This is a genomic window from Streptomyces sp. SPB074 (assembly GCF_000154905.1).
Lineage (GTDB): Bacteria > Actinomycetota > Actinomycetes > Streptomycetales > Streptomycetaceae > Streptomyces.
In genome coordinates, this window is the sequence record NZ_GG770539.1 from 718,203 (window position 1) to 733,563 (window position 15,361).

Consider the following 15,361-nt stretch of genomic DNA (forward strand, 5'->3'; position numbering starts at 1 on the left):
CGCCGGGCGCGGGGCCCGGCGTCCCGCCCGTGCTCAGGGAAGTTCCTTGATCTGGATGTTGCGGAAGGACACGTGGTCGGCGTCGCTGTGGTTCTGGATGCCGATGTATCCGTCCGCGAGGGAGCGCTCGGGGTCCTTGTTGGTGAAGTCGTTGATCTTCGTGCCGTTCAGGTACACCTGGACGCGCTCGCCCTGGACCTTGATCTCGTAGGAGTTCCACTGGCCCGGCGGGCGCAGGGCCTGGTCGCGGAGCTTGAGGTTGGCGGACTTGAAGGTGTAGATCGAGCCGGTGGTGCGGTCGTCCGCGTCGGTGGCGTCGATCTGGACCTCGTAGCCCTTGTTCACGGCCGACCAGGGGTCGTCGGAGGCCGGGAAGCCGATGAAGACACCGGAGTTGTCGTCACCGCGCATCCGCCAGTCGAGCTTGAGGGAGTAGCTCTTGAACTCCTTGGCCTGGTACCACAGCAGGCCCATGCCGCCCTCGGAGTGCAGGGCGTTGTCGGAGACGGAGAACTTTCCGGGACCGGCCTGCTTCCAGCCGTCGAGGGACTGGCCGTTGAAGAGCGGGCGGTAGTCCTTGTCCGGCTTGCAGTTCGCCTTGACCTGGCCGGTGGCGTACCTCAGGCCGCCGAGCAGGTGGGCGCGGAAGTCGGCTTCGGCGTAGGACTCCTTGGTGTGGCCGAGGCCGGTGTAGAAGGCGCGGCCGCCCTCGTAGGGCTGACACCAGGCGATCGGGTGGTCGCCCTTCATGGTGCCGCCGCTGTAGCTGGTCTCGTCCACGGTGGCGAGGACCTTGGCCTGGGAGCGGGGGTTGGTGCGGTAGTTGTACCACTCGTCCGTGTGCTGCCAGGCGTCCTTGAGGCTCTCGGTCGCGGGGTGGTCGTGGCCCTCCGCGCGGACGGTCGCCTCCTGGATCTGCGGGTGCGAGTCGAAGTAGGCGCCGACGAGGCCGCCGTAGAACTTCCAGTCGTACTCGGTGTCGGCCGCGGCGTGGACGCCCAGGTATCCGCCGCCGCCCTTGACGTATGCCTCGAAGGCGGCCTGCTGGTCGGTGTTCAGGACGTCACCGGTGGTGGAGAGGAAGGCGACCGCGTCGTACTTGGCGAGGTTGCTCCTGGTGAACTGCCCGGCCTCCTCGGTCGCGTCGACGGTGATGCCGGACTCGGCGCCGAGTTCCTTGAGGGCCTTGATGCCCTCGGGGAGGGAGTCGTGGCGGAAGCCGGCGGTCTTGGAGAAGACCAGGACCCGCTTGCTGCCCTTGACGACCGCGTCCGAGGTGATCTCGAAGTCGTCCACGTCGAAGAGGGCGCCCTGGCCGGTCGTGCCCTTGAAGACGAGGTAGAGCGAGGTGGTCTTCTTGGGGACCTGCGCGAGCTTCACATCGACGTTCTGGAAGGTCTCCCAGCCGCCGGTCTTCGGCACGGTGGTGGAGCCGAGGAGGGTGCCGGTGGCCGAGCCAGCCCGGACTTCGAGGTAGCCGCCGGCGCCGCCGGAGGCGACGCGCGCGGTGAGCTTCTTGGCGCCGCTCAGGTGGTACGGGGTGAAGGCGATCCAGTCGCCGTCGTCCACGTCGCCGACGGTCTTGCCGCCGTTGGCCTGGGCCTTGTCGTAGACCTTGATGCCGGAGGAGCTGGTGAAGTGCTCGGCCTGGCGGTGCCGGGGCTGGAGCTGGACCTGCGCGTGGCCGGTCAGCTTGGCCTGGCCGCCGCCGCCGTTGTCGGTGTACTCGGCGTCGATGACGCCGAAGATGTTGGCGTTGGGGTCGTGCTCGGCGTCGGCGGGCGCCGTGATGGTGCCCTCGCAGCCGGTCGCCGAGGTGATCGGGTGGCCGTGGCTGTCGTGGCCGAGGATGTAGCGGACGGTGACCTTGGAGCAGTCGATCTGTCCGTCCTCGGGGTCGGTGACGGTCACCTTGAACGGGATCGTGTCGCCGAACTTGAAGAGGGTGCCGTCGGCCGGGGCCTCCAGCTTGACGGTCGGCGCGGTGTTGCCGACGACGACCTCGACGCTCGCGGTCGCGGTGAGCCCGGTGGCGTCGGTCGCGGTCACGGTGGCGGTGTAGGTGCCGTCGGTGCGGTAGGTGTGGGCGGCGTCGGCGCCCGCGGCCTTCTTCGAGCCGTCGCCGAAGTCCCAGCTGTAGCTGATCGCGTCGCCGTCGCCGTCACTGCCCTTCGCCGAGAAGGCGACGCGCAGCGGGGACTGCCCGGAGGTCTTGTTGGCGCTCGCCTCCACGACCGGGGCGCGTCCGTCGGTGACGTTCTCGATGCGGTAGAGCGCCGAGTTCTCGTCGCCGCCGAACCAGGAGAGGCCGTAGTCGAGGACGTAGAGGGCGCCGTCCGGGCCGAAGGCCATGTCCATGACCTGGGTGCCGGTCCACGGGAAGTCGTTGATCGACTGGACCGTGCCGTCGGCGTCCTGCTCGATGCGCTTGATCCACTGGCGGCCGAACTCGCCCGCGAAGAAGTCCCCGTCGTACTCCTCGGGGAACTTCACCGCCGAGTCGAGGTCCGCGTCGTAGTGGTAGACGGGGCCGCCCATCGGGGACTCGGAGCCGGAGCCGAACTCGGGCACGGAACCGCCGTCGTAGGGAATCCACGCCTCCTGCGCGGGCGGCAGGTCGGTGAGCCCGGTGTTGTGCGGCGAGGTGTTCTTCGGCGCGGCGCAGTCGAAGGTGGCGCCGGACTGCCCGGTGGCGAAGTCGTAGTCGTTGTAGGCGTCGTTCTTGCCGGTGCAGTACGGCCAGCCGAAGTTGCCGGCCTTCGTCACGCGGGCGAACTCGACCTGTCCGGCGGGGCCCCGGCTCGGCGAGGCGGCACCCGCGTCGGGGCCGTAGTCGCCGACGTAGACGATGCCGGTCTCCTTGTCGACGTTGAGCCGGAAGGGGTTGCGGAAGCCCATCGCGTAGATCTCGGGGCGGGCCTTGTCGGTGCCGGGGGCGAAGAGGTTGCCCTCGGGGATGTCGTAGCTGCCGTCCTCGTGGACCTTGATCCGGAGGATCTTGCCGCGCAGGTCGTTGGTGTTGCCCGCCGAACGCTGGGCGTCGAAGGCCGGGTTGCGGCTCGCGCGCTCGTCGATCGGGGTGTAGCCGTCGGAGGCGAAGGGGTTGGTGTCGTCGCCGGTCGACAGGTACAGGTTGCCGTCGGCGTCGAAGTCGATGTCGCCGCCGACGTGGCAGCAGGTGCCGCGCGAGGTCTTGACGTCGAGGATCTTCTTCTCGCTCGCCTTGTCGAGGCTCCCGTCCTCGCCGAGCGTGAAGCGCGAGAGCTGGTTGACGCCGTCGAAGGGGGCGAAGTCGGCGGCCGAGCCGTTCTCGGGGGCGTCCCCCGCGGGGGTGTCGAGCGGCGGGGCGTAGTAGAGGTAGATCGCGCGGTTCTCGGCGAAGTCCGGGTCGACGCCGACGCCCTGGAGACCTTCCTCGTCGTGCGAGTACACGTCGAGCTTGCCGGCCACCTTGGTGGTGCCGTTCTTGTCGGTCAGGCGCAGCGTCCCGTCCCGCGAGGTGTGCAGGACACCGAGGTCGGGCAGGACGGCGAGGGACATCGGTTCCCCGGTCTCCGCGGCTCCCTTGGCGAGGGTCACCTGCTGGAACTCGGGGGTCTCGGGCTCGTCGGCGCCGGCCTGCGGGGCGACGAGGGTGAGGGATGCGGCGGTGAGGACGGTTCCGGTCAGCAGCGCGAGGCTTCTTCGGAATCCCGGACGTTTCCTGTGCACGAGAGTGCCTCCGTAGGGGCCGGTCGTACGGGCGGGTGACCCCGGGCGCGCCGTCGTCCGGGGCAGTGCGTCGAGCGGGTGGAGCGAGTGCGGTGTGTGCCACGGGTTCTGGTACACGTTCAGGGACGGTAGTAGAGCTTTGTCCGCGCGGCATAGCCCTTGGACGCAGGCTAGTTCGTCTTTTTCCAGCCGCAGGACAAAGACACGTCCGGGCAGCCCGGACCGGCCCGCGGCGGTGGTCGCCACGGGCCGGACGCGGGGCGGCGCGTCAGTCCTTGGTGCTGAAGGCCGCGTCGAAGGAGGCCGTGGGCCGCTCGTAGTCGTACGAGCGCATCCGGGCCAGCGCCTCGGGGGCGCCCTGGAGGCGGTCCATCCCGGCGTCCTCCCACTCGACCGAGATGGGCCCCTCGTACCCGATGGAGCCGAGCATCCGGAAGACGTCCTCCCAGGGCACGTCGCCGCGGCCGGCGGAGACGAAGTCCCAGCCCCGGCGCGGGTCGCCCCAGGGCAGGTGCGAGCCGAGCCGGCCGTTGCGCCCGTCGAGGCGCTTGCGGGCCTCCTTGCAGTCCACGTGGTAGATCCGGTCGCGGAAGTCGTAGAGGAAGCCGACCGGGTCGAGGTCCTGCCACACGAAGTGGCTGGGGTCGAAGTTGAGGCCGAAGGCCGGGCGGTGGCCGACGGCCTCCAGGGCGCGCGCGGTCGTCCAGTAGTCGTACGCGATCTCGCTCGGGTGCACCTCGTGGGCGAAGCGCACGCCCTCCTGGTCGAAGACGTCCAGGATCGGGTTCCAGCGCGCGGCGAAGTCCTCGTAGCCGCGGTCGATCATGCCGTCGGGGACGGGCGGGAACATCGCGACGAGGTGCCAGATCGAGGAGCCCGTGAAGCCGATGACGGTGTCCACGCCGAGCGCGGCGGCGGCTCGCGCGGTGTTCTTCATCTCCTCGGCCGCGCGCTGCCGCACGCCCTCGGGCTCGCCGTCGCCCCACACCCGGGCGGGCAGGATGTTCTGGTGCCGCTCGTCGATGGGGTGGTCGCACACGCCCTGGCCGGACATGTGGTTGGAGACGGCGAAGACCTTGAGCCCGTACTTGTCGAGCAGTGCCTTGCGCGAGGGGATGTAGCCGGGGTCGTTCAGTGCTTTGTCGACCTCGAAGTGGTCCCCCCAGCAGGCGAGTTCGAGACCGTCGTAGCCGAAGTCGCGGGCCAGCTCGCAGACCTTCTCCAGGGGCAGGTCCGCCCACTGGCCGGTGAAGAGGGTGTAGTCGCGTGACATGCGGGGGCCTTTCTCAGGAGGTCGGCTGCGGTACGGGGGTGTAGACGGAGTTCTTCGCGGCGCTCTCCTCGACCGCGGCGAGCACCCGCTGCACCTGGAGCCCGTCCTCGAAGGTGGGCACCGGCTGCTCGCCCGCCGCGAGGGCGTGCACGAGGTCGCGGGCCTGGTGCACGAAGGTGTGCTCGTAGCCCAGGCCGTGGCCCGGCGGCCACCAGGCGTGCAGGTAGGGGTGCTCGGGCTCGGTGACGAGGATGCGGCGGAAGCCGCTCGTCGCGGCGGGCTCGGTGTGGTCGTGGAAGGACAGCTCGTTGAGCCGCTCCAGGTCGAAGGAGAGCGAGCCCTTGGAGCCGTTGAGTTCCAGCGTCAGCGCGTTCTTGCGCCCGGCGGCCACCCGCGTCGCCTCGAAGGAGGCGAGGGCGCCCGAGGCCGTGCGGCCGATGAAGAGGGCGGCGTCGTCCACGGTGACCGGGCCCAGGCGCCCGCCCTGGCCCGTACTGCCGAGCCAGGCCCCGGTGCCGTCCGGCACGGGCCGCTCGGTCGTGAAGGTCTCGGTGAGCGCGGAGACGCCGACCAGGGGTTCACCCGTGAGGTACTGCGCGAGGTCCACGACGTGCGCGCCGAGGTCGCCGAGCGCGCCGGAGCCCGCCTTGCTCTTGTCCAGCCGCCAGGTCAGCGGGGCCGCCGGGTCGGTCAGCCAGTCCTGGAGGTAGGTGACGCGGATGTGCCGCAGGGTGCCGAGGCGGCCCTCGGCGACGAGCTGCCGGGCGAAGGCGGCGGCGGGCACGCGGCGGTAGTTGAAGCCGACCATCGCGAGCTGTCCGCGTTCCCGGGCCGCGCGCGCCGCGGCGACCATCTCCTCCGCCTCGGCGACCGTGTTGGCGAGCGGCTTCTCGCACAGCACGTGCTTGCCGGCCTCCAGGGCCGCGATGGCGATCTCGGCGTGGCTGTCGCCCGGGGTGCAGATGTCGACCAGGTCGACGTCCTCGCGGGCGATCAGCGCCCGCCAGTCCGTCTCGGCGGCCGCCCAGCCCAGTTGCCGGGCCGCTTCGGTCACGGCCGCCTGGTCACGCCCGCACAGGGCTGCCAGCTCTGGGCGGAGCGGGAGCGCGAAGACCCGTCCCGCGGTGCGCCAGCCCTGGGAGTGGGCGGCGCCCATGAAGGCGTAGCCGACCATTCCCACGCCGAGGCGCGGCGGGCTCGTGGCCGACTCGTCCTCGTGCTCCGTTGTGCTCATGCGGTCTTTCCTCCTTGGCGAGATACGGGTGGGGGGCCGGGCCCCGGCGGCGGTGGCCCGCCGCCGGGGTCAACCCCCCTGCTGCCGCGCGGCCTACTTGAAGCCGTTGGGCAGGTACTGGTCGATGTTGTCCTTGTCGACCACGGCCGAGTACAGCGTGAGCTGGGTGGGGATCTCGCTCTCCGAGAGGCCGGAGATCCCCTTGCCCTGGCCGAGGGCGCGGGCGAGGTCGATCGCGGACGCGGCCATGGTCGGCGGGTAGAGGACGGTGGCCTTGAGGACGCCGTCGTCCGCCTTGATGTGGTCCATCGCGGAACGGGCCCCGGCACCGCCGACCATCAGGAAGCCGTCACGGCCCGCCTGGTCGATGGCGCGCAGGGCGCCGACGCCCTGGTCGTCGTCGTGGTTCCAGCAGGCGTCGAAGGACTTCTGCGCTTGGAGGAGCTGCGCCATCTTCGCCTGGCCCGACTCCACGGTGAAGTCCGCGGCCTGGCGGGCGACCTTCTTGATGTTGGGGTAGTTCTTGAGCGCGTCGTCGAAGCCCTGGGTGCGCTGCTTGGTCAGCTCCAGGCTGTCGGGGCCCGACAACTCGATGACCTTGGCGTTCTTCTTGTCCTTGAGCTTCTCGCCGATGTAGTGGCCGGCGTTGAGGCCCATCCCGTAGTTGTCGCCGCCGACCCAGCAGCGGTACGCCTGCGGGGTGTCGAAGATGCGGTCGAGGTTGACGACGGGGATACCGGCGCGCATCGCCTTGAGCCCGGCCTGCGTGAGGGCCTTGCCGTCGGCGGGGAGGATGACGAGGACGTCGACCTTCTTGTTGATGAGGGTGTCGATCTGGCCGATCTGGGTGGCCGTGTCGTTGGAGCCCTCGGTCTTCTCCAGCGTGATGTCGGAGTACTTCTTGGCGCGCTGCGCGGCCTGCACGTTGATGGCGTTGAGCCAGCCGTGGTCGGCCTGCGGTCCGGCGAAGCCGATCGTGACGTGCTTGCCGCTCTCCTCGGCGGCGGGGGCCGCGTCGTTCTTCTCCTCCTTGGCCTCGGCCGGCTCGTTGCTGGTGCAGGCGGCGAGCAGCGCGGTCGCGCCGACCGCGGCACCACCGAAGAGGAGTCCTCTGCGGCTCGTGGGCTGTGACATGGCGGTGACCCTTCCCGTAGGGCGTGTACTGCGCGGGTGGTGGGGTGGTGCGGGACGGAGCGGTGGTGCGGAGGGGGGTGGCGGCGGGGTCACTCGCGCGCGTCGCGGCGCTGGACGAGGACGGCGACGACGATGATCGCGCCCTTGGCGATCTGCTGGACGTCCGTCTGGAGGTTGTTGAGCGCGAAGATGTTGGTGATCGTGGTGAAGATCAGCACGCCGAGGACCGAGCCGACGATCGTGCCGCGCCCGCCGCTCAGCAGGGTGCCGCCGATGATGGCCGCCGCGATGGCGTCCAGCTCGTAGAGGTTGCCGTTGGTGTTCTGGCCGGAGCCCGCGAGGATCACGAGGAGGAAGGCGGCGATGCCGCAGCACAGGCCGGAGAGCAGGTACAGGTAGAGCCGCTGGCGCCGGACGTCGATCCCGGCGAGGCGGGCGGCCTCGGGGTTGGAGCCGACCGCGACGCTGCGCCGGCCGAAGGTGGTGCGGTTCAGGACGAGCCAGCCGAGGATCACGACGGCGGCGAAGACGAGCACGAGCGGCGGGATGCCGAGCACGTAGGAGTCCCGCTGCCCGAGGTCGAGCACCGATTTCACGGAGACGATCTGCGTCTGGCCGTCGGTGATCTGGAGGGCGAGGCCGCGCGCCGAGGCGAGCATCGCGAGCGTCGCGATGAACGGCACCATGTTGCCGTACGCGATGAGGACCCCGTTGACGAGCCCGCAGCCGACGCCGACGAGGAGCGCCGTGAAGAGGATGCCCCAGAAGCCGAACTCCTGGGTGGCCACGGTCGTCGCCCACACCGAGGCGAGCGCGACGATCGCGCCGACCGAGAGGTCGATGCCGCCGGAGATGATGACGAAGGTGACCCCGACCGTGACGACCCCGATGACCGAGGACTGCGTGAGGACGAGCTGGAGGTTCGAGGTGGCGATGAACTGGTCCGGCTTGGTGATGGCACCCACCACGACGAGCGCCAGGAGGACGCCCACGAGGGAGAGGGTGCGCACGTCCCAGCGCACGAGCCGCGGGGCGCGGCCGGCGGGCAGCGGGGTCTTCTGGGGCGGCGCGGCCGGCGCGGGGGCGGCGTCTGCGGCACCCTGCTGCGCGGGTGAGGCGGGCTGTGTCATGACGTCGGGCTCCCTTCCATGACGAGGTCGAGTACGCGGGATTCGTCGAGCTCCTGGGCGGGCGCCGTGTGCACCACGGCCCCTTCGCGCAGGACGAGGACACGGTCGGCGAGCCCCAGGACCTCGGGGACCTCGCTGGAGACGAGCAGGACGGCGAGACCGTCGTCGGCGAGCCTGCGGATGACGGCGTACAGCTCGGCGCGCGCGCCGACGTCGACGCCGCGCGTGGGCTCGTCGAGCAGCAGCACCTTGCAGCCGCGCAGCAGCCAGCGGGCCAGGACGGCCTTCTGCTGGTTGCCGCCGGAGAGGGTGCGGACCTGCGCGTCGGGGTTGTCGGGGCGCAGGGACAGCTCGCGGGTGGCCTCCCGGGCCGCGGCGCGTTCCCTCCCGCGCTGGACCCAGCCGTAGGCGGAGAAGCGGGAGAGGGTGGAGATCGACACGTTGCGCGTGACCGTCTCCAGGCCGAGGAGGGCCTGTGCCTTGCGTTCCTCGGGGGCGAGGCCGATCCCGGCGCGCACGGCGGAGCGGACGCTGCCCGGGCGCAGGGCCCGTCCCTCGACGGTGACGGTTCCCGTGGCGGGTTTGCGCGCCCCGTACACCGTCTCCAGGATCTCGGAGCGGCCGGAGCCGACGAGGCCCGCCAGGCCGAGGATCTCCCCGGCCCGCACCTCGAAGTCGACGGGGGCGAACTCGCCCTTCCTGCTGAGGTTCTCGACCCGCAGGACGGGGGTGCCGGTGACCGCGGCGGGGCGGTCGGGGAAGACGTACTCGACCTTGCGGCCCGTCATGAGCGAGACGACCTCGCTCGTCGGCGTGGACTCGGCGGGCAGTCCGCCCGCGACCGCGCGGCCGTCCTTGAGGACGGTGACCCGGTCGCCGATGCGGCGGATCTCCTCCAGGCGGTGCGAGATGTAGACCACGGCGACGCCGTCGGCGGTGAGGTCGGCGACGATGCGGAAGAGGTTCTCGACCTCGTCCGGGTCGAGCGCGGCCGAGGGCTCGTCCATGACGATGAGCCGTACGTCGTGCGAGAGCGCGCGGGCCATCGAGACGATCTGCTGGTGCGCGGCGGAGAGTCTGCCGACGAGGGTGCCGGGGTCGATCTCGGGGTGGCCCAGGCGCGCGAGGAGCGCGCTCGCCTCGGCGCGGGCGGAACCGGGCCGCACCACGAAACCGGCGGTGGTGCGCTCGTGGCCGAGGAAGATGTTCTCCGCGACCGAGAGGTGCCCGACGAGGTCGAGTTCCTGGTAGATCGTGGCAATTCCCAGTGACATGGCGGCACTTGGGGATCGCAGCGAGACCTCCTCACCACGCCAGACGATGGTTCCCTCGTCGGGCTGGTGGGCGCCGGCGAGCACCTTGATGAGGGTGGACTTCCCGGCGCCGTTCTGGCCGAGCAGGCAGTGCACCTCCCCCGGCCGCACGTCGAGGTCGACGCCGTCGAGCGCGCGGACGCCCGGGAACGATTTGGTGATGCCGGTCATCGTGAGGAGGCTCGCCTGCGGCGGGCTCTCCTCGGGACGGTCGTGCGCTGGTGCCATAGCGAGGGTCCCCTCGGGAATACGGGTGCGCTGTGGGCGGTGCGTGGTGCCGCTCGCGGGGGTGCCCCCGGACCCCTCGCGCGAGCCCGCGCCCCGTGCCCCCTCCCGCGAGTGCCGGGGCTGACTCGCCGGTGCGGGTGGCGCGGAGGTGCGGGTGGCGCGTGGGTGCGGCGTGTTCCGGGTGCGGTGTTCCGGGCAGGACCGGGTGCGGCGCGGCTCGTGCGGTGGTGCGGTGGTGCGGTGGTACGGGCGTGCGGCTCGTGCGGTGGTGCGGGGTGGCGCTGTACGTGAGGTGCTGCCCCGGCCGTGGCTCAGGCCGGGGAGAAAAGGTGGTCGCTGATGAGGCGGGCGCCGCCGATGACTCCGGAGGCGGGGCCCAGCTCGCCCAGCACGATGGGCAGGTTGCCCGTGGCGAGGGGGAGGGACTGGCGGTAGACCTGGGTCCTGATGGCGGCGAGCAGGGTGTGGCCGAGGCCCGTGACCCCGCCGCCGATCACCACGAGGCCGGGGTTGAAGAAGCTGACGAGGGAGGCGATCACCTGTCCGGTGCGGTTGCCTCCGGAGCGGATGAGGTCGAGGGCCGCGGGATCGCCCGCCGCCGCCGCCGCTGCCACGTCTGCCGCGCCGAGGGCGCCCTGGGCGCCGAGGCGTTCGGCGAGCACGGGGGAACGGCCCTCGCGGGCCGCCTCCTCCGCGTCGCGGGCGAGCGCCGCACCGCTGAAGTGGGCTTCCAGGCAGCCCTTGTTGCCGCAGGCGCAGGACCTGCCCTCGGGTTCGACCTGGATGTGCCCTATGTCACCGGCGCTGCCCGTGGTCCCCCGGTAGACCTCGCCGCCCACGACGATCCCGCACCCTATGCCGGTGCCGATCTTGACGCACAGGAAGTCGCCGGCCGAGCGGGCGACTCCGGCGTGCTGCTCGCCGAGCGCCATGAGGTTCACGTCGTTGTCGACCATGACGGGGCAGCCGAGTTCCTGGCTCAGGACCTCGCGGACGGGGTAGCCGTCCCAGCCGGGCATGATCGGCGGGGCCACGGGGACGCCCTCGGGGAAGCGGACCGGTCCCGGGACGCCGATACCGGCGCCGTCGAAACCGTCGGCGAAGCCCGAGGCCCGCAACTTGGCCGCCATCGTGAGGACTTGCTCGAAGACGGCGACCGGTCCCTCGCGGACGTCCATGGGGTGCGTGATGTGCCCCAGGATCTCCAGCTCGGCGTTGGTCACGGCGACGTCTATCGAGGTGGCCCCGATGTCCACGCCGAGGAAGCGGAGCCCGGGCGCGAGCCGGATGTTGTGCGAGCGCCTGCCGCCCCGGGAGGCGGCGAGCCCGTCGGCCACCACGAGCCCGGTCTCCAGGAGCCGGTCCACCTCGACGGCCAGCTTGGACCGCGAGAGATCGACCTGGTCACCGAGTTGCGCACGGGAGTTGGGGCCTCCGTCGCGCAGCAGTCGCAGCAGCCGGGCCTGGTGCGTGTTGGCGGGTCGCGCTGTCATGCGTCTCACGCGCCCCTCCCCGCCTCACCGGCTGTCCGATTCCCTCGCCGCCGCCCGCCGCCGCGGCCCGCTTGCGGCGGGTCGCGGCGTTCTCGCGCTCACGGGCGTTCGCGCTTTCGACGTGGAACGTAGCAGTGGGGTACGGGAAGGGGAAGGACTTGCGCGGGAATTGGCCCCTACTTTCTCCCGGCTCAGGACAAAGGAGCGGCGGAGGCGGTTCATTGAGCGCGCGGGCGGGGTGATATGCCCCGCCGGGTGGGGATTTCAGGGGCAGCGGACGACCTGGCCCCCGTACGAGAGGTTTCCGCCGAAGCCGAAGAGGAGGACGGGATCGCCGCTGCTCAGCTCGCCGCGCTCGACGAGCTTGGAGAAGGCGAGCGGGATGCTCGCCGCCGAGGTGTTGCCGGAGTCCACGACGTCCTTGGCGATCACGGCGTTGACGGCGCCGAGGCGGCGCACGACCGGTTCCACGATGCGCAGGTTGGCCTGGTGGAGCACGACGCCCGCGAGGTCCTCGGGGGTGAGCCCGGCGCGCTCGCACACCTGCCGGGCGATGGCGGGGAGCTGGGTGGTGGCCCAGCGGTAGACGGTCTGGCCCTCCTGCGCGAAGCGCGCGGGGGTGCCCTCGATGCGTACCGCGCTGCCCATCGCCGGGTTGGAGCCCCACAGCACGGGCCCGATGCCCGGCTCCTCGCCCGGCGCCACGGCCTCGACCACGGCGGCCCCGGCCCCGTCCCCGACCAGCACGCACGAGGTGCGGTCGGTCCAGTCGGTGACGGCGGACATCTTGTCGGCGCCGATCACCAGGGCCTGCCGGGCGCTGCCGGCGCGGACGGTGGCGTCGGCCAGGGCGAGGGCGTGCGTGAAGCCGGCGCAGACGACGTTGACGTCGAGCACGGCGGGCGAGGGCATCCCGAGGCGCGCGGCGACGCGGGCGGCGGTGTTGGGCGAGCGGTCGACGGCCGTGGAGGTCGCGACGATGACCATGTCGACGGAGCCGGGGGTGAGCCCGGCCGTCGCGAGCGCCTTCGCGCCCGCGTAGGCGGCCAGTTCGTCGACCGGTTCGTCGTCGCTCGCGATGTGCCTGGTCCTGATGCCGACGCGGGACGTGATCCACGCGTCGTTGGTGTCGACCAGGGCGGCGAGGTCCTCGTTGGTGAGCACCCGGCCTGGCTGGTAGTGGCCGAGCGCGACGATCCGTGAACCGTTCATGGGGGTCTTGCCCTCCGTAGCCGTGAGACGGATTGTTCCAGCGTGATCACTTACCCACGGGTACGGAGGTGGGTAAAGCGACAGGATTCGGGCGACGGGCTTGGAGAGTTCGCCCAGAACCAGGAGGCGCCAGGGGCGTACGGGGTGAGCTGGGGGCGCGAAGGAGTGCGGCACGCGCCGGTTCGCTTCCGGTGCCGGGGACGCGCGTCCGGGCGCGGGGATTCGCGCCCGTCGCGGTGACGCGCGTCCCGTTGCGTAGGCGCGCGTCCCGTCGCGGTGACGCACGTCCCGTCACGTAGGCGCGCGCCCCGTCCCGCCCCATCCCGGTGAGACGTTTGCGTTCTTCCCGGCCGCCGGTCTACGGTGAGGCGCGTTGAGAACGCGAGCGTTTCTTCTGTGGGGGTCGTGGTGAGCGAGGAGTCCGGGGAGGGTGCGCGTCCCGCCGGGGCACGGCCCGCCGTGCGGCGTCCCCGGCTCACCCCCGCGCGGGAGGACGAGTTCCTCGACGCGGCCCTCGCGGTCGTGCGGGAGACCGGGTACGAGGCCCTGACCATGGAAGGCGTCGCTGCCCGCGCCCAGTGCGGCAAGGCGACGCTGTACCGGCTCTACGGGAGCAAGCAGCGACTCGTGGCCGCGGCCGTCTCGCGGACCCGTCCCGCCCACCGCGTCCCGCTCGACACGGGTTCGCTGCGTGGCGACCTGCTCGCCGCGGCGCGGCGCGCGGCGGCCGAGTTCGAGGACTCGACCACGCTGGTCTGGGCGGTGGCGCACGCCTCCATCGAGGACCGGGCCCTGCACGACGCGCTGCGGCTCGCGTTCATCGACCCGGAGGCCGCCGACCTGGACGCCACCGTGGACCGGGCCCTGGCGCGCGGCGAGCTGTCGCACCGCCCGGCCGCCGCGCGGCACCTGGACGGCCTCCTGTTCGGCGCCGCCCTGGTGCGCAGTCTCGACGGGGAGACCGCGCCCTCGGGCCTCGAAGCCCTCGTGGACGACGTGATCCTCCCGGCCCTGCTGCACAGCTGACCGGCCCGCCCGCTCCCCCTCCGGGAGCGCTCCCGCGCTCCCCGGCTCTCCCTCCCGGAAGAGTCCCCTCCCTCTGCAAGGAAGTACCGCATGTCCTCCCCCGCCACCGGCGCTCCGGCACGTCCCGGAGCAGCCGGTACCGCCGGGTCCGCTCCCGGCCCCGTGCCGCACCGCTGGCTGATCATGGTCTTCATCTCGGCGGCCCAGCTCATGGTGGTCCTCGACGCGACGATCGTGAACATCGCGCTGCCCACCGCCCAGCTCGACCTCGGCTTCTCCGACGCCGACCGGCAGTGGGTCGTCACGGCCTACTCGCTCGCCTTCGGTTCGCTGCTGCTCCTCGGCGGCCGGGTCGCCGACCTCTTCGGCCGCAAGAACGCCTTCCTGATAGGTCTCCTCGGCTTCGCGCTCGCCTCCGCGCTCGGCGGCGCCGCCAGCAGCTTCGAGGTCCTGATCGTCGCGCGCGCCGTGCAGGGCCTGTTCGGCGCGCTCCTCGCGCCCGCCGCGCTCTCGCTGCTCACGACGACGTTCACCGACCCGGCCGAGCGCGGCCGGGCCTTCGGCATCTTCGGCGCCGTCGCCGGCTCGGGCGCCGCCCTCGGGCTGCTCCTCGGCGGTCTCCTCACCGAGCACCTGAACTGGCGCTGGACGCTGTACGTGAACATCGTCTTCGCGGCCGTCGCCTTCACCGGCGGTCTGCTCCTGCTGCGCCGCACGGCGCGGGACCGGACGAAGAAGCTCGACGTGCCGGGGACGCTCCTCGCGAGCGCGGGGCTCTTCTGCCTCGTCTACGGTTTCGCGCACGCCGAGACGCACGCGTGGTCCTCCCCCGGCACCTGGGGTCTCCTCCTCGCGAGCGTCCTCCTGCTCGCCGCCTTCTGCTTCTGGCAGACGCGCACCCCGCACCCGCTCCTGCCGCCGCGCATCCTGCTGCACCGCGACCGGGGCGCCGCCTACGTCGCGATGCTCGTCGCGGGCGCGGCGATCTTCGGGATCAGCCTCTTCCTGACGTACTACCTCCAGCAGGTCCTGGAGCTGTCCCCGGTGCGGACCGGGCTCGCGTTCCTGCCGATGAGCTTCGCCATCATGGTCACGGCGACGACGGGCGCGAGCGTCCTGCTCCCCCGTTTCGGGCCGAAGCTCGTCGTGAGCGCGGGAATGCTCCTCGGCGGGGCCGGAGCGCTGTGGCTGTCGCGGCTGGACGTGGACAGTTCCTACGCGGGGCACGTGCTGCCGCCGCTGATCATCGCCGGGCTGGGCATGGGCGCCGTGATGGCGACCGCGATGAGCCAGGCCACGGCGGGGGTCGCGCACAGCGACGCGGGCGCCGCGGGCGCGCTCGTCAACACGATGCAGCAGGTCGGTGGTTCGCTCGGGACGGCGCTGCTCAACACGGTCGTCGCGAGCGGCGCGGCCGACTACCTCGCCGCGCACGACGCGCGCGAGCCGGGGGCGCGGCTCGCGGCCGGTGTGCACGGCTACTCCGACGCGTACGTCTGGACGGCGGTGTTCTTCGCCGCGGGCCTCGTCGCGGCCGGTCTCCTCTTCCGGCGCCGTCGCACGCACCGCGCCGGGGAGCGGCCGGCGCCCGGTCGTCCACGTGTGAG

10 protein-coding genes are annotated in these 15,361 nt (G+C 71.8%); 2 read left to right on the forward strand and 8 right to left on the reverse strand.

Annotated features, from left to right (window positions below):
• Positions 1 to 33: 33 nt before the first annotated feature.
• From SSBG_RS02915 to SSBG_RS02950, 8 genes are all read right to left on the reverse strand, one after another.
• A complete protein-coding gene (locus SSBG_RS02915) occupies positions 34 to 3,711 on the reverse strand; it encodes a ThuA domain-containing protein (RefSeq protein WP_008744741.1) in 3,678 nt (1,225 codons plus the stop codon).
• A gap of 268 nt (positions 3,712 to 3,979) precedes the next feature.
• Complete coding sequence (locus SSBG_RS02920; protein ID WP_008744742.1) at positions 3,980 to 4,984, reverse strand: sugar phosphate isomerase/epimerase family protein; 1,005 nt, start codon at positions 4,982 to 4,984, stop codon at positions 3,980 to 3,982.
• Positions 4,985 to 4,997: 13 nt separating this feature from the next.
• Positions 4,998 to 6,218, reverse strand: coding sequence for a Gfo/Idh/MocA family protein (locus tag SSBG_RS02925; RefSeq protein WP_008744743.1), 1,221 nt, complete (start codon positions 6,216 to 6,218; stop codon positions 4,998 to 5,000).
• Between the two features lie 93 nt (positions 6,219 to 6,311).
• Positions 6,312 to 7,352, reverse strand: a complete 1,041-nt coding sequence (locus SSBG_RS02930; protein ID WP_008744744.1) for a substrate-binding domain-containing protein — start codon at positions 7,350 to 7,352, stop codon at positions 6,312 to 6,314.
• An 89-nt stretch (positions 7,353 to 7,441) separates the two neighbouring features.
• Complete coding sequence (locus SSBG_RS02935) at positions 7,442 to 8,482, reverse strand: ABC transporter permease (protein WP_008744745.1); 1,041 nt, start codon at positions 8,480 to 8,482, stop codon at positions 7,442 to 7,444.
• The gene (locus SSBG_RS02940) at positions 8,479 to 10,023 is read right to left on the reverse strand and encodes a sugar ABC transporter ATP-binding protein (protein WP_008744746.1); all 1,545 of its coding nucleotides are present in this window, start codon (positions 10,021 to 10,023) and stop codon (positions 8,479 to 8,481) included. The genes SSBG_RS02935 and SSBG_RS02940 overlap by 4 nt, the downstream gene beginning before the upstream one ends.
• Before the next feature lie 311 nt (positions 10,024 to 10,334).
• The gene (locus SSBG_RS02945; protein WP_037868808.1) at positions 10,335 to 11,516 is read right to left on the reverse strand and encodes an ROK family transcriptional regulator; all 1,182 of its coding nucleotides are present in this window, start codon (positions 11,514 to 11,516) and stop codon (positions 10,335 to 10,337) included.
• Positions 11,517 to 11,780: 264 nt separating this feature from the next.
• Entirely contained in the window at positions 11,781 to 12,728 is a 948-nt protein-coding gene (locus SSBG_RS02950; RefSeq protein WP_008744748.1) for a beta-ketoacyl-ACP synthase III, read from the reverse strand.
• 408 nt (positions 12,729 to 13,136) lie between these two features.
• Between SSBG_RS02950 and SSBG_RS02955 the strand changes: the two genes are divergently transcribed.
• The gene (locus tag SSBG_RS02955) at positions 13,137 to 13,754 is read left to right on the forward strand and encodes a TetR/AcrR family transcriptional regulator (RefSeq protein ID WP_008744749.1); all 618 of its coding nucleotides are present in this window, start codon (positions 13,137 to 13,139) and stop codon (positions 13,752 to 13,754) included.
• Positions 13,755 to 13,844: 90 nt separating this feature from the next.
• Positions 13,845 to 15,361, forward strand: a 1,517-nt coding sequence (locus SSBG_RS02960; RefSeq protein WP_008744750.1) for an MFS transporter, incomplete at its 3' end; no start/stop codon positions are given.

Bases quoted from the DNA above. Each gene is read 5' to 3' on its own strand.
- SSBG_RS02920 (WP_008744742.1), bottom strand. From the start codon at position 4,984: ATGTCACGCGACTACACCCTCTTCACCGGCCAGTGGGCGGACCTGCCC.
- SSBG_RS02940 (WP_008744746.1), bottom strand. From the start codon at position 10,023: ATGGCACCAGCGCACGACCGTCCCGAGGAGAGCCCGCCGCAGGCGAGC.
- SSBG_RS02950 (WP_008744748.1), bottom strand. From the start codon at position 12,728: ATGAACGGTTCACGGATCGTCGCGCTCGGCCACTACCAGCCAGGCCGG.
- SSBG_RS02945 (WP_037868808.1), bottom strand. From the start codon at position 11,516: ATGACAGCGCGACCCGCCAACACGCACCAGGCCCGGCTGCTGCGACTG.
- SSBG_RS02925 (WP_008744743.1), bottom strand. From the start codon at position 6,218: ATGAGCACAACGGAGCACGAGGACGAGTCGGCCACGAGCCCGCCGCGC.
- SSBG_RS02935 (WP_008744745.1), bottom strand. From the start codon at position 8,482: ATGACACAGCCCGCCTCACCCGCGCAGCAGGGTGCCGCAGACGCCGCC.
- SSBG_RS02930 (WP_008744744.1), bottom strand. From the start codon at position 7,352: ATGTCACAGCCCACGAGCCGCAGAGGACTCCTCTTCGGTGGTGCCGCG.